Annotated in this window: 20 protein-coding genes and 1 pseudogene; 8 read left to right on the forward strand and 13 right to left on the reverse strand. The window is 62.9% G+C overall.

Features of this window, described 5'->3' with window-relative positions; genetic code table 11:
* Positions 1 to 17: 17 nt before the first annotated feature.
* Together FW796_RS03765 and FW796_RS03770 are read right to left on the reverse strand one after the other, a co-directional pair.
* On the reverse strand, positions 18 to 425 hold the full coding sequence (locus tag FW796_RS03765) for an HPF/RaiA family ribosome-associated protein (RefSeq protein ID WP_123727515.1): 408 nt from the start codon (positions 423 to 425) through the stop codon (positions 18 to 20).
* A 213-nt stretch (positions 426 to 638) separates the two neighbouring features.
* The gene (locus tag FW796_RS03770; protein WP_346633576.1) at positions 639 to 1,586 is read right to left on the reverse strand and encodes a LysR substrate-binding domain-containing protein; all 948 of its coding nucleotides are present in this window, start codon (positions 1,584 to 1,586) and stop codon (positions 639 to 641) included.
* Between the two features lie 135 nt (positions 1,587 to 1,721).
* Here FW796_RS03770 and FW796_RS03775 point away from each other — a divergent pair, with 135 nt between their 5' ends.
* The 3 genes from FW796_RS03775 (at position 1,722) to FW796_RS03785 (ending at position 4,994) form a co-directional block, all read left to right on the forward strand.
* Positions 1,722 to 3,098: an L-serine ammonia-lyase gene (locus FW796_RS03775; protein ID WP_212805967.1), complete on the forward strand. Its 1,377-nt coding sequence runs from the start codon at positions 1,722 to 1,724 to the stop codon at positions 3,096 to 3,098.
* A 63-nt stretch (positions 3,099 to 3,161) separates the two neighbouring features.
* Positions 3,162 to 4,457, forward strand: coding sequence for a serine/threonine transporter (locus FW796_RS03780; protein ID WP_446439037.1), 1,296 nt, complete (start codon positions 3,162 to 3,164; stop codon positions 4,455 to 4,457).
* A gap of 219 nt (positions 4,458 to 4,676) precedes the next feature.
* Entirely contained in the window at positions 4,677 to 4,994 is a 318-nt protein-coding gene (locus FW796_RS03785; protein WP_346633578.1) for a DUF3509 domain-containing protein, read from the forward strand.
* Here the strand turns inward: FW796_RS03785 and FW796_RS03790 are convergent.
* Positions 4,991 to 5,491 carry a phosphate-starvation-inducible protein PsiE gene (locus tag FW796_RS03790; RefSeq protein ID WP_047283972.1) on the reverse strand — a complete coding sequence of 167 codons (501 nt, stop codon included), beginning with the start codon at positions 5,489 to 5,491 and terminating at the stop codon, positions 4,991 to 4,993. The genes FW796_RS03785 and FW796_RS03790 overlap by 4 nt on opposite strands.
* 266 nt (positions 5,492 to 5,757) lie before the next feature.
* Here FW796_RS03790 and FW796_RS03795 point away from each other — a divergent pair.
* Positions 5,758 to 6,012, forward strand: a pseudogene (locus FW796_RS03795) (YebG family protein); the annotation flags it as partial.
* 177 nt (positions 6,013 to 6,189) lie between these two features.
* Here FW796_RS03795 and FW796_RS03800 read toward each other — a convergent pair.
* The gene (locus FW796_RS03800) at positions 6,190 to 6,615 is read right to left on the reverse strand and encodes a hypothetical protein (RefSeq protein ID WP_346633579.1); all 426 of its coding nucleotides are present in this window, start codon (positions 6,613 to 6,615) and stop codon (positions 6,190 to 6,192) included.
* 362 nt (positions 6,616 to 6,977) lie between these two features.
* Positions 6,978 to 7,997 carry a Leu/Phe/Val dehydrogenase gene (locus FW796_RS03805; protein ID WP_346633580.1) on the reverse strand — a complete coding sequence of 340 codons (1,020 nt, stop codon included), beginning with the start codon at positions 7,995 to 7,997 and terminating at the stop codon, positions 6,978 to 6,980.
* A 182-nt stretch (positions 7,998 to 8,179) separates the two neighbouring features.
* Here FW796_RS03805 and FW796_RS03810 point away from each other — a divergent pair, with 182 nt between their 5' ends.
* From FW796_RS03810 to FW796_RS03820, 3 genes are all read left to right on the forward strand, one after another.
* On the forward strand, positions 8,180 to 8,983 hold the full coding sequence (locus tag FW796_RS03810; RefSeq protein WP_346633581.1) for a SirB1 family protein: 804 nt from the start codon (positions 8,180 to 8,182) through the stop codon (positions 8,981 to 8,983).
* Positions 8,984 to 9,057: 74 nt separating this feature from the next.
* Positions 9,058 to 9,870: a class I SAM-dependent methyltransferase gene (locus tag FW796_RS03815; RefSeq protein ID WP_404938249.1), complete on the forward strand. Its 813-nt coding sequence runs from the start codon at positions 9,058 to 9,060 to the stop codon at positions 9,868 to 9,870.
* A 56-nt stretch (positions 9,871 to 9,926) separates the two neighbouring features.
* Positions 9,927 to 10,394: a GNAT family N-acetyltransferase gene (locus FW796_RS03820; RefSeq protein ID WP_446439038.1), complete on the forward strand. Its 468-nt coding sequence runs from the start codon at positions 9,927 to 9,929 to the stop codon at positions 10,392 to 10,394.
* Between the two features lie 12 nt (positions 10,395 to 10,406).
* Here the strand turns inward: FW796_RS03820 and FW796_RS03825 are convergent, their stop codons facing one another.
* The 4 genes from FW796_RS03825 to hmgA form a co-directional block, all read right to left on the reverse strand.
* Positions 10,407 to 11,777 (reverse strand): MFS transporter, encoded by a 1,371-nt coding sequence (locus tag FW796_RS03825; protein WP_404938248.1) that lies wholly within the window; start codon positions 11,775 to 11,777, stop codon positions 10,407 to 10,409.
* 138 nt (positions 11,778 to 11,915) lie between these two features.
* On the reverse strand, positions 11,916 to 12,554 hold the full coding sequence (gene maiA / locus FW796_RS03830; protein ID WP_346633585.1) for a maleylacetoacetate isomerase: 639 nt from the start codon (positions 12,552 to 12,554) through the stop codon (positions 11,916 to 11,918).
* 12 nt (positions 12,555 to 12,566) lie between these two features.
* Positions 12,567 to 13,868, reverse strand: coding sequence for a fumarylacetoacetase (gene fahA, locus FW796_RS03835; protein ID WP_346633586.1), 1,302 nt, complete (start codon positions 13,866 to 13,868; stop codon positions 12,567 to 12,569).
* Between the two features lie 3 nt (positions 13,869 to 13,871).
* Positions 13,872 to 15,176 carry a homogentisate 1,2-dioxygenase gene (gene hmgA, locus FW796_RS03840; RefSeq protein WP_346633587.1) on the reverse strand — a complete coding sequence of 435 codons (1,305 nt, stop codon included), beginning with the start codon at positions 15,174 to 15,176 and terminating at the stop codon, positions 13,872 to 13,874.
* Between the two features lie 167 nt (positions 15,177 to 15,343).
* Here hmgA and FW796_RS03845 point away from each other — a divergent pair, with 167 nt between their 5' ends.
* Positions 15,344 to 16,144, forward strand: coding sequence for an IclR family transcriptional regulator (locus FW796_RS03845; RefSeq protein WP_123727503.1), 801 nt, complete (start codon positions 15,344 to 15,346; stop codon positions 16,142 to 16,144).
* Positions 16,145 to 16,154: 10 nt separating this feature from the next.
* Here FW796_RS03845 and FW796_RS03850 read toward each other — a convergent pair whose 3' ends face one another.
* The 4 genes from FW796_RS03850 to FW796_RS03865 all read right to left on the reverse strand — a co-directional run bounded on the left by FW796_RS03850 (position 16,155) and on the right by FW796_RS03865 (position 22,893).
* On the reverse strand, positions 16,155 to 18,710 hold the full coding sequence (locus FW796_RS03850; RefSeq protein ID WP_446439039.1) for a LuxR C-terminal-related transcriptional regulator: 2,556 nt from the start codon (positions 18,708 to 18,710) through the stop codon (positions 16,155 to 16,157).
* A gap of 147 nt (positions 18,711 to 18,857) precedes the next feature.
* Positions 18,858 to 20,225: a DUF1329 domain-containing protein gene (locus tag FW796_RS03855; protein ID WP_346633589.1), complete on the reverse strand. Its 1,368-nt coding sequence runs from the start codon at positions 20,223 to 20,225 to the stop codon at positions 18,858 to 18,860.
* Positions 20,226 to 20,249: 24 nt separating this feature from the next.
* Complete coding sequence (locus FW796_RS03860; protein WP_346633590.1) at positions 20,250 to 22,049, reverse strand: DUF1302 domain-containing protein; 1,800 nt, start codon at positions 22,047 to 22,049, stop codon at positions 20,250 to 20,252.
* Between the two features lie 484 nt (positions 22,050 to 22,533).
* Positions 22,534 to 22,893, reverse strand: a complete 360-nt coding sequence (locus FW796_RS03865) for a hypothetical protein (RefSeq protein WP_346633591.1) — start codon at positions 22,891 to 22,893, stop codon at positions 22,534 to 22,536.
* Positions 22,894 to 23,069 lie beyond the last annotated feature (176 nt).

Consider the following 23,069-nt stretch of genomic DNA (forward strand, 5'->3'; position numbering starts at 1 on the left):
GGGGAGAAACTCAGCCGTCAGCTATTGAGCGCGGCCTGTTGGTTTTCCAGGAATTCTTCTTCGAGCAGAGCATCCGCCTCGGTGCCATCGCTGCTGGGCACCGCCGCCGCACGTTTGCCGCGCAGTTTACCGAACATGTGCTCCAGGGCACTTTCCAGCTTGATGGTGGCGCCATCGAGGGCCTGTTCCAGGGTGTCGGCCTTGTGGGTCACGGAAATCGGTTGGTGACCTTTCGGACGGGCTTCCAGCTGGCAGCGCATGTCGTCCGGACCTGACTTGCCGCCGTTCTCGTCCCGCAGGTGGACCACTACCCGGGTCAGGTCTTCTTCGTAGCGTTCGAGCGTGCTTTCAACGGTGCTGCGCACCCACTCCTCCATCCGAAGGCTGCTTTGAATATGGTTATCGCTATGGACTTGGATTTGCATAGTTCTTCCCTTATTTCAGCTTGCTCGTAAGAGGGTCAAGGCAGTGTGTTGGAACCTGCATTTCGTGACCTCTTGATTACACAATTAGGCACGGCGGCGAACATTTCAACCCCTTAAAAAAGATAAATATTCATACGCAAATAAAGCCGGACAAACTGCAAAGGCGCTGTTAAGGTCGGGAGTTGACTCGATTCAGCTTCCTCGCTCAAACCCTCACAATTGCCCCTCACCCAGAGGGTGCAAACCGCGAAAGATCTCCGCTTCCTCCACCAGCCAGTCATGCACCGCGCGTACACCCGGATGGCTCAGGGCGCCCGGCGCATAGAGCAACACGTAGCGTTTGTGGTTGGGCACTGCCAGGCCGAAAGGCACGATCAGGGTGCCGCGCTCCAGTTCGTCATTGAGCAGGGTACGCCGGGCAATCGCCACGCCCATGCCGGCGATCGCCGCCTCGATGGTCAGGTGGTTGCGGTTGAAGGTGTGGCCACGACGCACATCCGCGCCTTCGAAGCCGATGGCATTCAGGTAGAACTCCCATTCGGCGTATTCATAGCTGCCGCGCCAGGCGGTGATGTCGTGCAGCAATGGAAAATGCGCGAGGTCCGCCGGTCCGTGCAACGGCGGACGGCCCCTTAGCAGAGTCGGCGCGCAGACCGGGAAGATCTGCTCATCCAGCAACGCCGTGGATTGCAAGCCGGGGTAGCTGCCGTCGTTCAGGTCGATGGCCAGATCGAAGTCGCCTTCATGCAGAGCCACGCTGCTGTCCTCCGCCACCAGCCGCAGCTGGATCTCCGGATAACGCTGTTGCAGCCGCGGCAAACGGGGCGTCAGCCACTTGCCAAGAAACGAGGGGATCGAACGCAGGCGCAGGGTGCCGCTGATCATTCCCGCGTCCAGGCGCCGCAGTTCCGCATCGATGCTGCCGTAGGCCTCGCTCACCGTCAGCGCCAGCCGCTGGCCTTCGGCACTCAGTTCCACACCCCGGGGCCGACGGTGAAACAGGCGCAAACCCAGGCGCTCTTCCAACTGGCGGATCTGCTGGCTGACCGCCCCGGGAGTGATGTGCAGTTCTTCGGCACAACGGGTAAAGGACAGGTGCCGCGCGGCACAGGAAAACACATGCAGCCAGACATAGGTCTGGGCATGAAACTGACGGCTCATCGTTTAGTCCTGCTAAAGGATCTCTTAGGAAGTTTCGTTGGTCAGTACCGACCGACCCGGGCAGTATCGCCGACATTGCGCTTGGCCTACAAAAAATGGCAGCGATCCACCTTCCATTGCTTGTAAGGCTTTAGCATGGCTATCAGTGTTTTTGATCTTTTCAAAGTCGGTATCGGTCCTTCCAGTTCCCACACCGTGGGCCCGATGCGCGCCGCCGCCACTTTCGCCCAGGCGCTGTTCGACCTGGGCCTGGAGGATCAGGTACAGCGGGTGCAGATCCGCCTTTACGGCTCCCTCTCCGCCACCGGTGTCGGCCATGCCACCGACCGCGCCAGCGTCATGGGGCTGATGGGCGAATGGCCCGACAGCATCGATCCGGGCAGCATCGGCCCACGCATCCAGCAACTGCGCGACAGCGGCCAATTGCTGCTGGGGGGGCGCAGGAACATCGCCTTCGACTGGCAACAGGACCTGCTCCTGCTGGACCAAAGCCTGCCCTACCACCCCAATGCCATGTCCCTGACCGCCCTCGGCGAGCAGGGCATCGTGCTGGAGCAGACCTACTACTCGGTAGGCGGCGGGTTCATCATCGAAGCGGCCCAGGTCGAGGCCGGAACCGAAGCCGGCGCCAGCGTCGAATTGCCTTACGACTTCAACAGCGCGGCTGAACTGCTGGCGCTGTGCAAGACCCACCAGTTGCGCGTCGGCGAGCTGATGATGGCCAACGAAAGAGCCTGGCGCAGCGACGCCGAAATCCGCAGCGGCCTGCTGCATATCTGGTCGGTGATGCGCGAATGCGTGGAACAGGGCCTGCGCCACGAAGGCATCCTGCCTGGTGGCCTCGATGTACCGCGGCGCGCCGCCAAGCTGCACCGCAGCCTGCTGGAAATCGGCAAGCCGAATGTCATCACCTCGACCCTCTCGGCCATGGAGTGGGTCAACCTCTATGCCCTGGCGGTCAACGAGGAAAACGCCGCCGGCGGACGCATGGTCACCGCCCCTACCAACGGTGCGGCGGGGATCATCCCGGCGGTGCTGCACTACTACATGAAGTTCAATCCCCAGGCCTCTGACGACGACGTCGTGAGCTTTTTCCTGGGAGCCGCGGCAGTGGGCATCCTCTGCAAGAAGAACGCCTCCATCTCCGGCGCCGAAGTCGGCTGCCAGGGTGAAGTGGGTTCAGCCTGCGCCATGGCCGCCGCGGGCCTGGCGGAAGTCCTCGGTGCCACGCCCGAGCAACTGGAAAACGCCGCCGAGATCGGCCTGGAACATAACCTTGGCCTGACCTGCGACCCAGTGGGCGGCCTGGTGCAGGTGCCCTGCATCGAGCGCAACGCAATTGCCGCGGTGAAAGCGATCAACGCCACCCAGATGGCCCTGCGCGGTGACGGCAAGCATTTCATTTCCCTGGACCGGGTGATCCGCACCATGCGCGATACCGGCGCCGACATGCATGACAAATACAAAGAAACTTCACGGGGCGGCCTGGCGGTGAGCTGGGTGGAATGCTGAGGAGCCTTCCCTGATCGTCCGTAACACGTGAGCCCGAGCAAAAATAATAACGAGGCGATACCGATGACCGATGTACCCACACCTGCTGCCGAAAATCCCGCTGTAGCCACATCACGCAACACCGCAACAGCCCGGCAAGGCTGGAGCAAGCACGACACCACCTGGATGCTTGGCCTGTATGGCACCGCCATCGGCGCCGGCACCCTGTTTCTGCCGATCAACGCCGGGGTCGGTGGCTTCTGGCCGTTGATCGTACTGGCGCTGCTGGCCTTCCCCATGACCTTCTTCGCCCACCGCGGCCTGACCCGCTTCGTCCTCTCCGGACGCTCCGGGGACATCACCGAGGTGGTGGAAGAACACTTCGGGGTCGGTGCCGGCAAGCTGATCACCCTGCTCTACTTCTTCGCCATCTTCCCGATTCTGCTGGTGTACAGCGTGGCCCTGACCAACACCCTGAGCAGCTTCATGGAGCACCAGTTGCACCTGACGCCGCCGCCCCGGGCGCTGCTGTCGCTGCTGCTGATCCTCGGGCTGATGGCGATTGTGCGTTGCGGCCAGGGCGTGATCGTGCGGGCCATGAGCCTGCTGGTCTATCCCTTCGTCGCCGCTCTGCTGTTGCTGGCCCTGAGCCTGATCCCCAACTGGAACGGCGCGTTCTTCGCTTCGGCCAGCGAGGGCATGCCCCTGCCGCTGTTCTTCAAGACCCTGTGGCTGGCGATTCCGGTGATGGTGTTTTCCTTCAACCACTCGCCGATCATCTCGGCCTTCGCCGTGGATCAGAAGCGCCATTACGGCGCCCAGGCCGAGCGCAAGAGCAGCGGCATCCTGGCCATGTCCCACACCATGATGGTGCTGACGGTGATGTTCTTCTGCTTCAGCTGCGTGCTGGCCCTGTCGCCGGCGGACCTGGCGGCGGCCAAGGAGCAGAACATCTCGATCCTGTCGTATCTGGCCAACCACTTCCAGACCCCGGTGATTGCCTACGCCGCACCGCTGATCGCGCTGGTGGCCATTACCAAGTCGTTTCTGGGCCACTACATCGGCGCCAGCGAAGGCTTCCAGGGGCTGATCGTGAAAAACCTGCGGGGGCGCTCGCTGTCGTCCACCCGCCTGGAAAAGATCACCGCGCTGTTCATGATCCTCACTTGCTGGGCCGTGGCCACCTTCAACCCGAGCATTCTGCGCATTATCGAGACCATGGGCGGACCGGTGATCGCCTGCCTGCTGTTCCTGATGCCGATGTATGCGATCCGGCGCGTGCCATCGCTGCGCCAGTATTCGGGTCAACTGTCGAACCTGTTCGTGGTGCTGATCGGCCTGATCGCACTGTCTGCGATCATTTACTCGGTCGTGCCCTGAAACGGGCAGGAATAAAAAAAGCGGACCTTGTGGTCCGCTTTTTTGTCCCCGCAATCATTGCCCGTCGAGGTTCCCGGCATGCCCCTTGCTTTGTTCATCCTTGAGCAACACGGACGTAGGCAAGCCTCGGCAAACGACCGGTCAGCGGTCTGGAATCGCGAACTAATTCCGCGCCCTGCCAGTCAATGACTGCACGATCCAATCAGGCGGTGACGCATCATGGACAACCCCTTTCAACTGATTACCGACACCTTCACCCCGGATTATCAGGTCAACCTGAGCATCCAGGGCCTGGACGGCAGCATCATGCTGACCCTGTCCCAGGCCGGCCGGGTGGTGGCCAAGCGCATGATCAGCGCAGCCCAGCGCAATGACCCGCAGCGCATCAAGCGCCTGGTGCAAAGCATTCAATTCGGCATCGCCATCGAGCAAGGCCACAGCGCCGTAGCCATCCTCGAAGCCATGACCAATGGCGACAGCCTCGCACTGCTGCCGCCCGTCGGCCAAAAGCCTGCGCCCCAGGCCTTGAGGTTTTAGAGCTCGCCTTTCTCCACTTCCGGGTGCTCGCCGGAGCCCGCGCCGATCTTGCGTTGCGGATGCTCGATCTTCACCGAAGGAAATTGCGACGAGGCGTAGCGCACCACCAGAATGGCGAAGGCCAGCAGCAGAATCCCGCCACACAGGTAGATGATCCCCAGGTCCGGCGGGTTGTGGTGGGAAACGTTGGAAATCAGCAGCCGGGTCAGCGCAGTGATCGCCACGTAGATCAGAAAGCGCACCGGCATGTGGTTGGTCTTGAAGTAGATACCGACCATCGCCCCCAATTCCAGGTAGATGAACAACAGCAGGATGTCATCGATCTTGATGTGGCCCGCCTCGATCATCTGCAGGAATTCCATCACTGCCGCCCAGGCGGTCACCGCTCCGATGGCGAACAGCGCCAGGTAGTGGAACGACTCGACAAACAGGTTGCCCAGGGACTCGGCCAGTTGATGGACGTTCTGCCGCAGGTTCTCGGCCCAATTGATTTTCACGATGGTTCTTCCTTAGGTCGGTTCGACCGGATGATGCGGATTGGACGTGACGGTTGTTCTGCATGCAGAAAAAAGGCCAGGAGCCGTCAATGAGATGGTGGCCGCCCGCAACGAGGCACGGCCGCGTAACAATCGGCCCGGGAAAAAAATTCCGTCTACATTAAAAAGCCACTATCCAAGGGAAAAGGTTTCGCCTATTCTCTCGACCTGTATATAGATACAGTATTTATACAGACCCATTATCGTGAAGGCATGTGAGGTGGTGAATGGCCGTCGAAGTGGTATACCGCAGCAGCCGAGATCTGGAGCGCTTGTTCATGGATAAAGCCGAAGCTGACCGTCATGACAAAATGCTCGAACTGGCTGAAGTGCTGGCGCAAGTGTTGCAAAAAGCAGTGCCGTCGCTGAGCGAACAACAAGTGGAAGAAGCCGGGATCTACATGGCGAAGAACCGCGATGTATTTGCCAGGGCCTTCAAGAGCCAGCCGGATGCATTGTCCGAGTTGCTCAGCGCCCCCGCTCCCGGGGTGGAGGTGGTTCAAGCGCAGCAACCTGCTGAAGTCGAGGCGCCGACCAAGCCGGCGAAAGCAGCCAAGGCTGCGAAATAGGCTTCACGCGAATTGAATAAGCCCTGTGTCCATGGCACAGGGCTTTTTTCATGTGTGCCGATCATGGAGCGCCCGTTATGCAGCCGCTGGTTAAACGACTGACGCGCCTTGGGGCTCGGGCAAATCGATAAGGTTGCGACGCAATATCGCAGTGATCTGGCCCATGAACATCACGGGCAAATCGGTCGCACCTCCATACAGGTCGACCATTCCAACCTCAACCGCGCTGTCGACGATACTGGAGAACGCCTCGATATCTTCAGGCGCTATCAAAGCAACAAGACTCGGTGGCAAGTCATCCCCTCGTCCATTCAATGCCAGTTGCGCTCCGGCCCTGTCCCAGGCCAGTAAACGATCTTTTTCCGGGTAGTCCTCAAGGTGCTTGATCAAGTCATCTACAGCAGGATGAGCAATACCTTTACTCAGGCAGTAAGCCTCCAGGCACGCCGCAGCGTACAACTGCAGATCCCTGACAGAACACCTGCTCGATAGATTGTCCGTATTGGCTGCGGTCATGGCGCGACCTCCCACACCCGGCAGCCTGGCGGGCAATATCCGGATGCTATATCCATGGCTTCCAGGACTCTGTCTTCGAGTTCATCCGATGCGTCATGCCTGAACGACGCCAGAAAGTTGTACACAGCCTGCGCGCCAAAGCCCCTATTCCGGTATCGCACAAGAAGCTGGCGTATCGATCGAATATCCGCACCTGAGCGCAACAGCGAAGACAACTGCTCATCCAGACCACTATCGAGCACTTGAGGCATCGTCGAATACATTCCTTGTCAGTGGGGCCGTGAGGGATTGGGCTCAGCCCTGCAACCTTGCCCGGGCCCAGATACTACAGAGGGCAGGCCCCAGGGTTAAGACAGGGAGGCCTAGCGGTACAGCACCCGTTCCGCCAGTTCGTCCGCGACCCGCGCCGGGGAACGTTTTTCCGCCTGGGCGTGGGCGAAGATCTCTGTCAACCGCAGGCTGATCTTCGACAGGTGCGCCGTGATCACCGGGAGTTCCTCATTGCGATGCTTGAGGGACACATAGATCAGGCCACCCGAATTGATCACGTAGTCCGGCGCATAGAGAATCCCGCGCCGTTCCAGTTGATCGGCAACTTGTAGGTTGGTCAGTTGATTGTTGGCCGAACCGGCCACCGCCGCGCAGCGCAACTGGGCCACGCTGAGGCTGTTGAGCACGGCGCCAAGACCGCAGGGGGCGAGAATGTCGCAAGGGGTGCTGAGCAGCGAATCATTGGCGACGGGATGCGCCCCAAGTTGCTCCATGGCCAACTGCACCTTGCCGGCATCGATGTCGCTGACCAGCAGCTCGGCCCCGACGGCGTGCAGTTGCTCGGCCAGGGCGTAGCCGACGTTGCCCAGGCCCTGGATCGCCACCCGCAGACCTTCCAGATTGTCGCTGCCCAGGCGGGCCATGGCGGTGCTGCGAATCCCGGCGAACACCCCCATGGCAGTGTGGGGCGACGGATCTCCGGCGGCGCTGGTGCTGGTGACGTATCGGGTCTGCTGGGCGATGCAGTCCATGTCGGCCACCGAGGTGCCGCTGTCGATGGCGGTGATGTAGCGCCCGTCCAGTTGCTCGATGCAACGGCCAAAGGCCTCGAACAGCGCCGCGCGGTTTTCCACATGGGCGGGACGGATGATCACCGCAGTACCGCCACCTTGAGGCAAGCCAGCCAGGGCCGCCTTGTAGCTCATGCCCTGGGCCAGTCGCGCAGCGTCCTCCACGGCACTGGTGGTGTCGGGGTAGGCCAGATAACGGCAACCGCCCAGGGCGGGCCCCAGGCGGTTGTTGTGGATGGCGATCACTGCCTTCAACCCGGTGCTGGGGTCGACGCTGAGGTGCAGCGATTCAAGGCGGGTGCTGTGCATGAGAGCGAACATCGACGGGCTCCCGAATCACTTCTTGTAGTCGCCAGTATAGGCTTGCGCCTGGAATTTGCTGCGCCACGCTGGAATAAGCCGCAGGCATTTGCAGGCTTTGGGAAATAACCTGCTACCACCTGTGTCAGCACTGGACGAACCTGCGCCACGAGGCTAAAACGAGGCATCCGTCGGAGGTTGAGATGAACCCGCGCCAAGCCTTTTTCGCCTGCCTGCACCGCTCGCCCCCAGCCCTGCTGGAAGCGGCCCTGTGGATTGCCGCCGAACATGCACCGCAACTGGTGCCCGAGCGTCAGTTGGAAGCCTTCAAGGAGATCCAGCTGCAGATCGGCAGCAGCCTGCCTCATCTGCCGGCGAACGAACTGGGCCAGCCACTGTTGCGGCGGATGAACGACCTGGGCTTTCAGCAGGACGAGCACCTTCCGTTGCGTCCCCAGGCGGCGCTGATGGACAAGGTCCTGGAATCGCGCCGCGGGCAACCCCTGGCCCTGGCGCTGATTGCTCTGGAGCTGGCACAACGGCTGCAGATTCCCCTGGTGGGGGTGAACTTCCCCGGGCACTTTCTGCTGCGGGTGCCCGGCGCCGACCATCTGCTGGACCCCTGCGGCGGACGCCGGCTGTACCCCGCCGACTGCCGGGAACTGCTGCAACGCCAGTACGGCGCCCATATCAAGCTCAGCGCCGAACACCTGGCCAGTGCCGAGCCGCTGCAGATGTTCCAGCGCCTGTCGCGCAACCTGCGCCAGCTGCACCTGTCCTACGACGACAACCTGGGGGCCCTGATCAATGCCGAGCGCGTGCTGGAGCTGGGCAACGGCAGCGCCGCCGACTACCTGGCCCGGGCCAGCCTCTATCAACGCCTGGAGTGCCCGAATGCCGAGCGTTTCGACCTGGAACACGCGCTGCTGCTCAGCGACGACCCGATCCAGCGTCTGCGCCTGACCGAACGTCTGGGGCATCTGCCGCCCAACAACATCGTCCATTGAGAGCTGGGCACTGCTTGCGTGCAACAATACCCGCGCGCCACCTCCACTCACCGCTTGCATCAAGGATGAACAGCATGAACAGTGCCGAACGCTTTCTTCAGGACTTTCACCAGCGGCGCCCCGGCACCACGCCACCGGCCTTTTCCGGGTTGAGCCTGCCGGGACGCGGTTCCTCCTACGACATGCTGACCGCCACACTCGCCACCGCTCGGCCTGGCGCCCAACTCCTGGACCTGGGCTGCGGCGACGGTTTTCTGCTGGACCTGCTAGCCGGCGAGTACCCCGAGGCGCGATTGATCGGCGTGGACATGAGTAGCACCGAACTGCAGGCTGCACGCGCCCGTCTCGGGGAGCGCAGTGTGTTGCTCAATGAGCGCGCCCAATCCCTGTCCCTGGCCACCGGTAGCATCGACGCCGTGGTCTCGCACCTGGCGCTGATGCTCATGAGCGATATCGAACAGGTACTGGCCGAGGTGCATCGAGTCCTGGCCCGGGGCGGACAACTGTCGGCCATCGTCGGCCGCAGCTTTCTCCTCGGCGAACCGGGCCTGCGCTACTTGCAGGCCTTTCGTGCCGCCGCCCAACGCGACCGGCTAGCGCCCCTGCCTCTGGTGGACCCACGTACCCAGTCCCAGAGTGGCTGGCGAGAGCTGTTGGCGCGCCATTTCCGTGACGTGCAATTCGAAGAACTGGACCTTGAATGGACCCCCACCTTCGAGGAGTTCTGGGACGCCCTGGGGGAAACCTACGACCTTGACCGCCTGACACCCGCCACCTGCACACTGTTGAAGGACGAGCTGCACAAGGCCATGCAACCCTTGCTGCGAGCGGACGGTACGCTGCTGACCGGCTGGGGGCTGCTGCTGATCCAGGCCAGGGCCGCATGACAGCCCCTCCCGGGCTCTGGCAGGATGCTCGGCTCACTCCACGGAACGGGTACAGCATGCTGATCAGAAAAGCTCATGGCGATGACGCGCAACGGGTCTTCGACATTCGTAACCAAGCCATCAACCACCAGTGCCGCGGCCACTACCCCGACGCCGACTTGCAGATCTGGACCGCCGGCAGCCTGGCGGACTACTTCATCGAAGTGGTGGAAGGCACCGGCTACGTGGCCGTCATCGACGACCTGGTAACCGCCAGCGGCCTGCTCGACCTGGAGACCGGACAGGTCGACGCAGTGTTCGTCGACCCGGCCTACATGGGCCAGGGGATTGGCCGGCAGATGATGGCGTACCTTGAAGAGCGGGCACAGCAAGCCGAGCTGCCGCACCTGATCCTGGATTCGACCTTGAATGCCGCCGACTTCTACCGTCATTGCGGTTTCGTCGGCGAGCGAATCGCCCAGTACCAGTCACCCCGGGGCCTGACCCTGGCCTGCGTGCCGATGATCAAGCACCTGGCACGCTGAACCGACAGCACCTCAGGATTTGAGCGGCGCCTGCAGCTCGGGGGCCGCTCCCGCGTCACCCGCGCAAGCCTCGGACGGCGAGCGCACCTGGATGATCAGCACGGCCGCCAGCACCGCCGGAATCGCGCAGAAGAAGAAAATCTGCTGCACCGGGATATGCATCGCCAGCAGCATGCTGCCGAACAACGGCCCCAGGATCGAACCGAAGCGTCCCACCCCCAGCGCCCAGCCGGTACCGGTGGCGCGCACCTGCGCCGGATAGAAATTGCTGGCGAAGGCGTTGAGGGTCAGTTGCCCGCCGATGATGCAAAAGCCGGCAGCAAACACGAACACCACCAGATAACGCGGGTTGTCGTGATTCAGGCCCAGCAGCACGGTGCACAGAGCCGCGGCGCCGAGCACGGCCGCCAGCAGGCGCACCTTGCGCTTGAGGCGGTCGGCGAACCAGGCCATGCAGATCGCCCCCAGGGTGCCGGCGAAGAGGAACATCGAGGTCACCAGATTGGCCTGTTTCAGGGCCAGGCCACTTTCCAGCAGCAAGGTCGGCAACCAACTGATCATGAAATACAGAAGGATCAGGCTGACAAAAAAGGTCGACCAGATCAGCAGCGTGGGTCGCGCATAGCCCTGGCGGAACAGCTCCACCACTGTGAGCTTGCTGCCTGCCGGTGCTTCACCGGGGCCGCTGACAACGGGCGGTGGCTGCCAGTCCGCAAGCATCTGCGCTGTGACCTTGCGCAAGCGCGCATAGGGCGGCGCGTCCCGCAGCAAGCGCGGCAGGGACTCGGGAAGGCGCCAGACCAGGAACGGAAACAGCAGCAAGGGCGTGATCCCACCAGCCAGGAACACCGCCTCCCAACCGAAGCGATCGATAAAACCGGCAGCGACAAAACCACCGGCAGCACCACCGAACGAGAAACCGCAGGCGGCCAGGGTCACCATCAAGGTGCGCAGACGCGGCGGCGAATACTCGGACATCAGGGCCATGGCGCTGGGCATCGCACCGCCCATGCCGATCCCGCAGATAAAGCGCGCGGCCATCAGGCTGTGGAGGGAATTGGCGAACACCATCAGCACCGTCAGGCTGGCGTAGATCAGCACGCAACAGAGCAGAATCCGCCGTACCCCGAAACGGTCCGCCAGCGGTGTCACTGCCAGAGAGCCGAGGGTCAAGCCCAGCAGGTTGGCACTGAACACCGGACCGAAGGCGGACTTTTCCAGGCCCCAGTCCTGAGCCAGGGCCGGCACCACATAACCCAGGACCTGGGCATCGTAGCCGTCAGTGACCAGCAACAAGGCGAGAAGCAACAGGAGCAACCACTGATAGCGGGACACCGGGCGGGCGTCGAGCGCAGCACGAAAGCTGGCAATCTGATTTTGCATCGCAAGGTACCTGTTCGTTTTTTATGGTTATGAGCAGCAGTGTTGCGCAGGTCACAGGTGGTGACCGCTCAGGCCCCGTTGCGGGGCCTAGGTCATGCGGATGCCACGCTGCCCCGAAAGCTGGGGCAGCGTGCAGGCTCAGGCCGGGGTGTCGGGCTGGTTGGCCGGGTGCGCGGCCTGGAACGCCGGATGCGCCGCGGCCAGGGCCGCGACCCGAAGAATCCGTGGATAGGCGTCCAGGGATACCTTGAAGCGCTCGGCGGCGTACAGCTGGGGAATCAGGAACACATCGGCCAGCCCCGGCTCATCCCCGAAACAGAAGCCGTGATCACCGATCAGTTGCTCCAGGGCGGCCAGGCCCTGGCTGATCCAATGGTCGATCCACACCAGCAACTGGTCTTCTTCATGCCCCCATTCCCGCAGCAGGTTCTGGGTGCTGGAGTTGTGCAGCGGGTGGATGTCGCAGCCGATGATGGCGGCTACCGCCCGTTCCTGGGCGCGGCTGACCAGATCCTTGGACAGCAGCGGCACCTGTGGATAACGCTCCTCCAGGTACTCGATGATCGCCAGTGACTGAATCAGCAGATCGCCTTCATCGGTGCGCAGGGCCGGAACCCGGCCCTGAGGGTTGATCTCCAGGTACTCCGGCTGGCGGTTCGCCCCGCCCTTGGGCACCAGCAGGTTGACCGGGATGGCCTGGAACTCCAGGCCCTTGAGGGCCAGGGCGATGCGCACCCGGTAGGACGCCGTGGAACGGTAGTAGGTATAGAGCTGCATAAGGCGCTCCCCTTAGCGGGCCGGCTGGACAGTGCCCCGGCATTCGCCGAAGCCGATGGAGGCGAAACCTTCGCGGCTGCAACGCCCGCGCAGAATGATTTCATCGCCGTCTTCGAGGAACTTGCGCACCTCGCCGGAGGCCAGCTCGATAGGTTTCTTGCCGCCTTCGGTGATCTCCAGCAGGCTGCCGAACTGTCCGCTCTGCGGGCCGGACAAAGTGCCCGAACCGAACAGGTCGCCGGCCTGCAACTGGCAGCCGTTGACGCTGTGGTGCGCGACCATCTGTGCCACGGTCCAGTACATGTGCTGAGTGTTGCTCAGGGTCAGGCGGTGCGCCGGCAAGCCCTGCTCGCGCATGGCCTGGGTGATCAGCAGCACTTCCAGCTCGATGTCGAAGCCACCTGCGTCCTGATCGCGCTTGTCCAGCAGATACGGCAAGGGTTGCGGGTCGCCTTCAGGGCGCTGGGGCTGGGCCCGGCGGAACGGCTCCAGGGCTTCGGCCGTCACCACCCAGGGCGAAATGCTGGTGATGAAGCTCTTCGACAGGAACGGCCCCAGCGGCTGGTATTCCCAGGCCTGGATATCCCGCGCCGACCAGTCGTTGAGCAGGCAGAAACCGGCAATGTGCTCGGCTGCATCGCCAATCGCGATGGGCTCGCCCATCTCGTTGCCCTGGCCGATCCAGATACCCAGTTCCAGTTCATAGTCCAGGCGTGCGCATGGGCCGAAGGTCGGCTCGCTCTGCCCGGCCGGCAAGGTCTGACCCTTGGGCCGGCGCACATCGGCACCGGAAGCGCGGATGGTCGAGGCGCGACCGTGGTAGCCGATGGGCACGTACTTGTAGTTGGGCAGCAGGGGGTTGTCGGGACGGAACAGCTTGCCGACGTTCTGCGCGTGCTCGATGCCGACATAGAAGTCGGTGTAGTCATTGATCTTGGCCGGCAGGTGCATCTGGCAGTCCGCCGCCAGGGGCAGCAGCTTCGCTCCCTGGGCTTCGATCTTGCCGCGCAGGCTGCTGCCCTCGCCCAGCAGTTCCAGCAGGCGCTCACGCAGGGCAACACGGGCTGGACGGCCAAGCTGGAAGAAAGCATTCAACTGACCACCACGGGCGGCTTGCACCGCGGCCTTGGCCTGGCCTTCGAACAGGCCGGCGTCCAGCGCCGCTTCCAGGTCGAAAATCTGTTCGCCAATGGCGACGCCACTGCGGGGCGCCGAACCCTGGGTGCTGAAGATCCCCAGGGGCAGGTTCTGCAACGGGAAGTCGGGGTGACCGTTGGCGGACTCGACCCAGCTACGGGTGATGGTTGAGGTCATGGGTTATCTCCGATTCGGGTTGAAGGTGGCGGGCAGCGAGGCCCAGCAAGCATCGTAGTCGTTCTGCAGCTCAGGGCATTCCAGGGCGAACTGACTGGGACGCAGCACCTGGCTGGTCTCGAACATGAAGGCCATGGTGTTGTCGATCTTCGAAGGTTGCAGCTCGACGTTGATCGCCTTGGTGCAGGTCTCGCCGTCCGGACCATGGGCGCTCATGCAGCTGTGCAGGGACGCGCCGCCGGGCAGGAAGCCTTCGGCCTTGGCATCGTAGGCGCCCTGGATCAGGCCCATGAATTCGTTCATCAGGTTGCGGTGGAACCACGGTGGACGGAAGGTGTTCTCGGCCACCATCCAGCGCGGCGGGAAGATCACGAAGTCGAGGTTGGCCAGGCCAGGCACGCTGGTGGGTGAGGTCAGCACGGTGAAGATCGACGGGTCCGGGTGGTCAAAACTGACGGTGCCGATGGTGTTGAAGCGGCGCAGGTCATATTTGTAGGGCACGTTGTTGCCGTGCCAGGCCACCACGTTGAGCGGCGAATGGTCGAGCTCGCAGCCCCAGAGTTCGCCGAGGAACTTCTGCACCAGGGTGGTGGGCTGCTTGAGGTCTTCGTAGTGGGCCACCGGGGTCAGGAAGTCCCGGGGATTGGCCAGGCCGTTGCTGCCAATGGGGCCCAGGTCCGGCAGGCGCAGCGGCGCACCATGGTTTTCGGCAATGTAGCCACGGGCCTGTGGGTCCAGCAGCTCGACGCGGAACTTCAGGCCCCGGGGCAGCACGGCGATTTCCAGGGGCTCCAGGTCCAGCACGCCCAATTCGGTGGCAATGCGCAGGCGGCCCAGTTCCGGCACCAGGAGCATTTCACCGTCGGCGTTGAAGAACACTCGCTCCATGGAACGGTTGGCGCGGTAGTGATAGACGCTGATGCCCGCAGGCTTCTGCGCTGCAGAGTTGGCCACCATGGCCACCAGGCCATCAATGAAATCGGTGGGCTCGGCAGGGATCGGCAACGGGTTCCAACGCAGGCGGTTGGGGGTCACATCTCCCAAGGGGCCGCCCGCCAGTTGCCGTTCGAGCTTGGCAAACGCCGGGTGATTGGCCGAGGGCTGGATGCGGTACATCCAGGTACGCCGGGCTTCACTGCGGGTCATGGTGAAGGCGGTGCCGGAAAACAGTTCGGTGTACAGGCCGTAGGGCGCTTTCTGCGGGGAGTTCTGGCCGACGGGCAGCGCGCCTGGCAGGGCTTCGCTGGCGAATTCATTGCCGAAGCCCGATTGATAGCTGAGGGCCGACGCCGAAGAATCGAGGTTCATGGAGCCTCCTGGAAGTTGGAGTAGGCAGGGGCCCACCACTCCTTAACAAGAGTTATCGGCACGCCTGGGTTATTTTTATCGTAATCCAATTACGCATAACGTAATTTGATTGCCCAGGAGCGTCAAGCTATAAAGACCGCCACTTGTCACGGGACCCCAACACCTCCATGGAAAAGCCGCGCAGCACCAGCGACAGCACCGGTAAACAGAAAGTCCGCTCGGCCGAAGTCGGCACCGACATCCTCAAGGCCCTGGCCGAACTGTCACCGGCCACTTCTCTTTCGCGCCTGGCCGAACATGTGCAGATGCCCGCGAGCAAGGTGCACCGTTACCTGCAGGCGTTGATCGCCAGCGGCTTTGCCGAACAGAACACCGCCACCAATCATTACGGCCTGGGTCGTGAAGCCTTGCGGGTGGGACTGGCGGCCCTGGGCAGCATGGATGTCTTGAAGGTGGGCGCCCTGCCCCTGGCGGAGCTGCGGGATGAGTTGAACGAAACCTGCTTCCTCGCGGTGTGGGGCAATCAGGGCGCGACCGTGGTGCACATCGAGCCGGCGGTGCGGGCGGTGACCGTGGTCACCCAACTGGGTTCGGTGCTGCCCCTGCTCAGCTCATCCACCGGACTGGTGTTCAACGCTTACCTGCCACAGCGGGAAACCCTCGATCTGCGTCAGCAGGAGCTGTCCACAAGCAGCCCCCATGCGCTGGCCGATCCACAGGTCCACGACGCACTGGCCGAGCAGATTCGCCAGCGCGGCCTGCACCATGTCCACGGTTTGCTGATGCCTGGGGTCGATGCACTGTCGGCGCCAGTGTTCGATGCCACCGGCAAGATCGCCGCGGTGCTGACAGTGGTAGGGCCGACATCGCTGTTTCACGCCGATGAACATGGACCCGCAGCCCAACGCCTGCTGGCGGCCAGCTCTGCAGTGAGCTGGCGCATGGGTTATCAACCGCAGCCCGAATAACCGGCGCGCCTCAACTCATCAGCCCCAGGGCCTGGGCCTTGGCCACCGCCTGGGTCCGCCGCTCCACCCCCAGCTTGCTGTGAATCCGGCGCCCATGGGTCTTCACCGTGTGCAGGGAAATGAACAGCTGCTCGGCAATCTGCTGGTTCGAGCAGCCCTGGGCGATCAATTGCAGCACTTGCAACTCCCGCAGGCTGAGCAGGCTGTCCTGACTCTCCTGCGGCGCCACCGCAAGCGTGGTTTGTGAGCAGTCCAGCGCCTGCAACAACGCCGGTTGCCGCAGGTGCAACTCGTGCAGGGCCTGGGGCAGATTGCAGCGTGCCACCAGCTCCTGCCCGGCCTGCAACGCCTGCGCCGCCAAGGCTTGATCGCCGAGGGTGAAGGCCACCTCGGCCAGGGCCAACTGCACCTGCGCCTCCAGCCCCAGCATGCCGTGGCGCTGGGCCCGTGCCAGCAGCCCCTGCAACGTGGCGACCGGCGCCTGGGCCCGCCCCAGATCAACCTCGGCCAACACCAGCAGGTACTCGATGCTCGGGATCAACTCCAGGGTGGCCGGCGGCGCCTGCAGGGCCTGGGGCCCGCGAAAGTGCCGGAGCAACCGGCTCAAGGCTTCGTGGGCCAGCTCCGGCCGGCCCTGCTGCAGCCAGAGCTGGCTGCTGACCTGCAACAGCACGCCACGGTAGACAGTGTCGGGGATCTGCCGTTGCTGCATCAGCCGCTCGGCGTCCCGCAGGCGAACGAACGCCTGGGCGTAGTCGCCCTGGTTGGCCGCCAACTGGGCTTCACCGAGAAAGCCATACAAAGCGCGCTTGTCATGACTGACCAGGCAGTCCTCGAGCCCTCGGCGAAAATACTCGGCCGCTTGCCCATCGTGTCCCTGGCGCAACGCCAGCCGGCCGAGGCGCAAGGCCAGGCGCCCGAGCAAGGGCGTGGCGCGCAGCGCTTGCCCGGACAAACGCTCGATCACCTGCTCCAGCAAGCTTTGCGCTCGATGGGGCGCGCCGCGTTGCTCCAGCAATTGGGCATGGTCGAGCTCCAGCAAGCCTTCGAATAGCAACGCATCCTGGGCCCGGGCCAGACACAGCGCCTCGCGATTGAGGGACTGGGCCACATCCAGCTCACCGCACAGCAGTGCTTGCTGGGTCAGCCCGGACAGGCACAGCAAACGGGTGGTCCAGGCGCTGTCTGCCAGTTCGCTCAAGGCGTCGAGAAAGTGCTGCCGCGCGGCGTCCATCCGCCCAGCCAAATGCAACAGCCAACCCTGTTGTGCCTGCCAGCGAGCCAGCAGTTGGCGTTGTTCAACGGCCGAAGGTTGCGGTGCGAACCGTGCCATCTGGGCCATGCATTGCCCGGCCTGTTCGAAGCGTCCGGCGAACAGCATGGCCGCCACCAGCAACCCCAGTAACTGCGGACTGCCCAGCAGCAACTCGGCGCCCTGCCGCTCATGCAGTTGCAACAGCAACAACCCGTTGTGCTGCTGGAACAGGAACTCGAAATTGAAATGCTCCAGCAAGCTGACCGCGACGTCATACTCCTCGGCCAATAGCGCCTGCTCAAAGGCCGACTGCCAGTCCTCTTGAGCGGTAAACCACTGGCAAGCCCGTCGATGCCAGGAGCGCCCGGTGGGCCAGGCTTCGTCCCGCATCAGCCGGGCCAGGGGCGGGAACACCTGCAACCAGTCGGCGCTGCCTTCCCAGGGTTCGATAAAGCAGGCCAGGTCCTGCAGGGTACGCAGGTACTGGGCCCCTTCCCCGGCGCCAAACAGATGCTCGCACAGCTCGGCATTGAACCGCGGCATATGGGCCAGCACTTGCCAGACCTCCGCCAGTTCCGCCGGCAACACGCTGAACAGCTCGTGCTCCAGGTATTCCAGCAAGGTGTTGGGGCGCCCTGGCTTACAGGGTTGGGTCACCCGCTCGCTGCCATCGAGCAAGGCGATACGCACCCCGGCACACCAGCCGCCACTGCGTTGCAGGATGCGGCTGGCGGTCTGCGCACACAAAGGTTGCGGCAAGCGTTGCAACAGTTGCTCGATATCGCTCTGGCTGAAGGCCAGGGCGCTGCCGTCCAGTTCGTAGAGCTGGTCGTCCAGCAACAGGCGGGGCCAGTTGCATTGGGGGCGACGGCGACTGCCGATCCACCAGGTGAGCAAGGGATTGTCGATGCTCAGCAAGCGGTCCAGCAGCCCGTCCAGGTCCGCCGCCGGCAGCCGGCAATAGTCATCGATGCACAGCCAGGCCGGACTGGGCAGATGGGCCAGGTGCTGCAGCAACGCGGTCGGATCGGCATCGGCCTGGCCCAGGGCAGCGGCCAGGGCACGACACAAGTCTTCCGGACTCTGGCGCGCACCACCCAGAGGCAACCAGATGACCCGGCACGAAGCGGGCGCCTGCTGCAGGCATTCGCTGAGCAGTGCAGTCTTGCCACTGCCGGCGGGTGCACACAACAACTTGACCCGCGCACTGGAGGCCAGCAACGGCGTACTCAGGTGGCCACGTGGAAAATGATGGGAAGACAAACGGGGCATGAACCCGGAACGCTCTGGACAACGAGTCATGGCAGTCATTGCAGCATGCCTTTTTATAGTTTTAGCCAGCGTGCTCCCACCCTAGCCCCGACCTCCCGACCTGTTGAAGAAGTATTCAGCGGGCTGATCCAGCCCCATAAAAAAGGCGACCGCACGGTCGCCTTTGTACTCGTGCGTCACCGCTGCCTAGCGTACCCCGCTGGCGCGCAACGCGGCCGGTGTGTAGTCGGCAGCTTTGGCGGCAAAGCCGAACTCCAGGCTGTGCTTTTCCTCGTTCTTCATGCCCAGGGCCAGGTAGCGACCGGCGTTAAGGTCATACAGGGCTTCCAGGGTGTAGGCCGGAACCTGATGGTCGTAGTAATACTGCGCGTGCCCTTCGGCCACTCGCCACAGTTGGCCACGACCGTCGTAGTGATCCACCAGCGCCACCTGCCAGCTGTCCTCGTCGATGTACATGTGCCGGGTGGCATAGATATGCCGCTGGTTGGGCTTGACCGTGCCCACCACTTCCCAGACCCGGTGCAGTTCGTAACGGGTCAGGTCCTGGTTGATGTGCCCAGCCTTGATGATGTCGTCGTACTTGAGGCTCGGGGAGTCCAGCTTGTAGCTGTTGTAGGGGATGTACATCTCCTTCTTGCCCACCAGTTTCCAGTCGTAACGATCGGGCGCTCCGGAAAACATGTCGAAGTTGTCCGAAGTCCGCAGCCCGTCGGCCGCGGTCCCCGGACCGTCGTAGGCCACTTGTGGGGCGCGGCGCACACGGCGCTGCCCGGCGTTGTAGATCCAGGCCGAACGGGGCTCCTTGACCTGATCCAGGGTTTCATGGACCAGCAGTACGTTACCCGCCAGCCGCGCCGGAGCGGTCACCGACTGCTTGAAGAAGTTCTGCACGTTGGCCCCCTTGGCCGGGTCCAGGTCGGGGATCAGTTGGGGCGCCGCCACTTCCTCTTCAAAGCGGATCGAGGTGTAGCTGCCGTTGGTCTGGGGGGTGGCCTGGGTGATGATGCGTTTCTGGTTGCCGCCGTGATAGCGGGTCAGGTGGTTCCACAGCACCTCGATGCCGTTCTTCGGAATCGGGAAGGCGTAGTAGCGGTTGCCCGTGAAATTGGCCAACCCGTTGCCGTCGTTGGTGGTGGTCACGTTCAGCGCGCTGCGCTTGGCCGATTCGTAGATCTCCGGTGGCAGGCCGACGCTGCGATGGGTGGGATAGACCGGAATCCGGTAGCTGTCCGGGTAGCGTTTGAACATCGCCAACTGCCCTGCGGAAAGCTTGTCCTGGTACTTGTCCGCCGTGGCCGCGGTGATGATGAACAGCGGCTTTTCAGTGGCGAAGGGGTCGGCGAGAAAGCCCTTGCTGTCCACTGCCCCGGCGTTCTTCGGGATGCCGCCGGTCCAGGCCGGAATCGAGCCATCGGCGTTGCCGGCCTTTTCCGCCCCCACGGGAGTCAGGCTGGTGCCCAGCTTGGCGGCTTCTTCCGGACTCACTGCGGCCATCAGGTTGGCCGCCCATAGGCCGAGTGCCAGGGCGCTGCATTGCAGAATCATCTTGCGCATTCAAGTGCTCCTTCTTGAGCCGATTCAGAAGTTCACGCCAAAGCTCAACGCGAGAAAATCCCGGTCGGTAAGGGTGTTGTAGCGCCCGCCAAAGAAGTCGGTGTAGCTGAGGCTGGCGGTGTAGGTGTTGCGGTAATCGGCATCGACGCCAACGCTGAGGGCCTTGGCGCCCTGGTTGAACAAGCCGTTGGGGCCATAGCCGTTGACGTCATGGGACCAGGACAGATTGGGCTTGAAGTTGATCCCGCCGATCACGTTGCTGTAGTCGAGGATGGCCCGGGCGCGATAGCCCCATGAGGTGGCGGTGACAAACCCGTCGGTGTCGCCGCCATAGCCGTACTGGCCGTAGACCGAATCACGGCCGTAGCGCAGCTTGCTTTTGTCCTCCAGGCCACCGACCCGGACGATCGCCGCTTCGCCCACCAGGGTCAGGCGATCGGCCCCCAGCACCTGATCGAAGAACTGGGTCATGGTGCTCTGGATCTGGGTGATTTCCTTGCGCCGGTAGCCAGTGTTGTCGGCGCCCATGGCGGTCTTGATCGGTGAAGCCGCGCCCCCGGCGATGGGGTTGAGCAGGGCCAGGGTCAGGTCGTTGGTGTTGACCTGCACCGGGGCATTGGGCCGGTAGCTGATCTCGCCGGTCCAGGCAGTGCCCGTGGGCAAGGTGGTGGAGAAGCTGGCGCCATACAGGCGGATGTCTTCCGGGTATTCGAGGTAGTACTGGCCACGGCCGAGCATCACGCTTTGCACCAGGCTGGCCCCCGCGCCGGGAACAGTGGGAGCGGCCGCGGCTCCCGCGGCGCCGATAGCCCCCAAGGTGGCCGGGCTGATGTTGGCCGTGGTGGTACTCACCACCGGGCTGCGCGCGTGGTAGTTCATGAAGTACAAGCCGTACTCGGTGTCGTCGCCGAGCCAGCGCAGGGCCGCGCCCCACTGCCCGGAGTCCCGGGCGTCGCGGTCACCGCCGCGGGGCAGGATCACCCCCTCGCGGGTTACCTGAAAGCCCTGGCCGAAGGCCGCTGCCACCGGTTGCAACGGTGCGATCGCCGGGCTGCCGACGGTGTAGCCGGTGGTACAGCCATCGGCCACCACATCGTTGCCGAAGAAGGTGCCGCAGTTGTCCACCACGGTCTGGTCCCACTCCAACTGATAGAAGCCTTCCACAGTCAACTGGTTGGTCAGGCCCTGGGAAGCGAACAGCATGTTCACCGGCACCAGACCTTCCTTGATCTCGGCCCCGGGGCGGCGAAAGGCCGAGACGTCCACCGGGTTGATGCTGTTGATGGAGTTGCCGATGAAGGTGCTTTCGCCCCAGCTGACCACCTGCTTGCCGGCGCGCACGGTACCCGGCAGGTTGGCAATGGAGTAGTTGTGGTAGACGAAGGCGTCGAGAATCTGCGCCCCCGAGGACTTGGCGCCCTCCTTGCGGTTGTGGTCGCTGATGGGTTTGAACTCGCGGTCTTCGTCCTTGAGTTCGAAGTCGTACCAGTACTTGCCGCGAACGAAGACGCCGGTGTCGCCGTACTTGAGCTCAAGGTCGTGCAGGCCCTTGAAGATCTTCGAGAAGGTCTCGCCCTTCTTGAAGTTCAAGCGGCCATCGTCGCCGGTGGAAGACTGCGCGGTGCCGCCGTTGACCGTACCGACGAACGCCCGGTCGGCATCGCGCATGCCCCAACTGGCGCCGACCGATAACGACGAGTCGAACTGCCCTTCGATTTCTCCGATGTTGAACGAGACCGCTTGAGCCTGGGAGCTACAGCCCAACGCCACCGCGACGGCCAGCGCCTGCGGTTTGAAGATGGCGCGCATTGTTGTTCTTGTCATGCGTCTTCCCCGGTGAGTGACAGGAGGCTCACCCTACTGCCGGGGTACCACGGCCGATAAGCGCACCAAGGAGGTATTCGAGTTGTCGCCCGAAAGGATGAGTGCCCTTGCCACGGGGGCCGCTCAGAGGCGTATCCACGGGCTGGATACGAGCCCATCAAGTGCATCGATACAGGTGCTGCGCCCCCTCTGGACTGTTGCTCATGCTGTAACAGTCCTTGTCCTGAATCGCTATTTTTCCAGGTCACGCCAGGGCTTATTCTTGCCTCGCAGTCACGGCAAACAGCGCCACGCCACTGCCGCGCAAAGCGCCCGGCGGCCGTTTCCCGAAACAGATTTCCAGCAGGCTTGAAGGGCTTCAGTTCAGGCCGCTACCCCAGGTTCACCGACGTTGATTTTGTAGCTCCTTGATCTAACGTCTTACTTTGGCCGCTGCTCTTGCAGCGGCCTTTTTTATGCCTGGAATATAAAAGCCAAGTTGCACTTACAGGCGGTCGTCATCACTTTCATCGTAATGAAACTTGTGCAGCAGACGGTGCGCCACCGGTGACAGGATCAAGCCCAGGGTGGCGGCAAAAACCAGATTGGTATAAAGCCCGTACGTGGCAAAAAACAGTTTGCCGCCAGGGGTTTGCGGCATGTTGATGGGCCCGATGCCGCCAAGGATCATGGCTGCGTCATACAAGGCGTCGTGAAAGGAAATGTCCTGTTCGAAGTACAGCAGACCGCTGATACCCAGCAAAACCGAAAAGATGATCAGGGCCAGAACCACCAGGCCGTGAACACATAAGCGTCGGATAAACAGCAATCTCGACAATACCGGCTGGTCCTTTGACTCGTACATATCAAGCGCTCCTTGTTCGTTCGGTAACCGTCGAGCATAGAGACGAACGCTGCAGGAGTACAACCGCCGGGGCTCAAGGCCCGATGCGTCATTGACCGGCTATTTTCAAGCCTGGAAAGACCGCCCGGTGATCAGCAACGCAGGGCGCCGATCACCGGACCGCAAGACCTCCCCGG

The sequence above is a fragment of the Pseudomonas sp. 910_21 genome (assembly GCF_052850735.1).

Bases quoted from the DNA above. Each gene is read 5' to 3' on its own strand.
- FW796_RS03765 (WP_123727515.1), bottom strand. From the start codon at position 425: ATGCAAATCCAAGTCCATAGCGATAACCATATTCAAAGCAGCCTTCGG.
- FW796_RS03770 (WP_346633576.1), bottom strand. From the start codon at position 1,586: ATGAGCCGTCAGTTTCATGCCCAGACCTATGTCTGGCTGCATGTGTTT.
- FW796_RS03775 (WP_212805967.1), top strand. From the start codon at position 1,722: ATGGCTATCAGTGTTTTTGATCTTTTCAAAGTCGGTATCGGTCCTTCC.
- FW796_RS03780 (WP_446439037.1), top strand. From the start codon at position 3,162: ATGACCGATGTACCCACACCTGCTGCCGAAAATCCCGCTGTAGCCACA.
- FW796_RS03785 (WP_346633578.1), top strand. From the start codon at position 4,677: ATGGACAACCCCTTTCAACTGATTACCGACACCTTCACCCCGGATTAT.
- FW796_RS03800 (WP_346633579.1), bottom strand. From the start codon at position 6,615: ATGACCGCAGCCAATACGGACAATCTATCGAGCAGGTGTTCTGTCAGG.
- FW796_RS03805 (WP_346633580.1), bottom strand. From the start codon at position 7,997: ATGTTCGCTCTCATGCACAGCACCCGCCTTGAATCGCTGCACCTCAGC.
- FW796_RS03810 (WP_346633581.1), top strand. From the start codon at position 8,180: ATGAACCCGCGCCAAGCCTTTTTCGCCTGCCTGCACCGCTCGCCCCCA.
- FW796_RS03815 (WP_404938249.1), top strand. From the start codon at position 9,058: ATGAACAGTGCCGAACGCTTTCTTCAGGACTTTCACCAGCGGCGCCCC.
- FW796_RS03820 (WP_446439038.1), top strand. From the start codon at position 9,927: ATGCTGATCAGAAAAGCTCATGGCGATGACGCGCAACGGGTCTTCGAC.
- FW796_RS03825 (WP_404938248.1), bottom strand. From the start codon at position 11,777: ATGCAAAATCAGATTGCCAGCTTTCGTGCTGCGCTCGACGCCCGCCCG.
- maiA (WP_346633585.1), bottom strand. From the start codon at position 12,554: ATGCAGCTCTATACCTACTACCGTTCCACGGCGTCCTACCGGGTGCGC.
- fahA (WP_346633586.1), bottom strand. From the start codon at position 13,868: ATGACCTCAACCATCACCCGTAGCTGGGTCGAGTCCGCCAACGGTCAC.
- hmgA (WP_346633587.1), bottom strand. From the start codon at position 15,176: ATGAACCTCGATTCTTCGGCGTCGGCCCTCAGCTATCAATCGGGCTTC.
- FW796_RS03845 (WP_123727503.1), top strand. From the start codon at position 15,344: ATGGAAAAGCCGCGCAGCACCAGCGACAGCACCGGTAAACAGAAAGTC.
- FW796_RS03850 (WP_446439039.1), bottom strand. From the start codon at position 18,710: ATGACTGCCATGACTCGTTGTCCAGAGCGTTCCGGGTTCATGCCCCGT.
- FW796_RS03855 (WP_346633589.1), bottom strand. From the start codon at position 20,225: ATGCGCAAGATGATTCTGCAATGCAGCGCCCTGGCACTCGGCCTATGG.
- FW796_RS03860 (WP_346633590.1), bottom strand. From the start codon at position 22,049: ATGACAAGAACAACAATGCGCGCCATCTTCAAACCGCAGGCGCTGGCC.
- FW796_RS03865 (WP_346633591.1), bottom strand. From the start codon at position 22,893: ATGTACGAGTCAAAGGACCAGCCGGTATTGTCGAGATTGCTGTTTATC.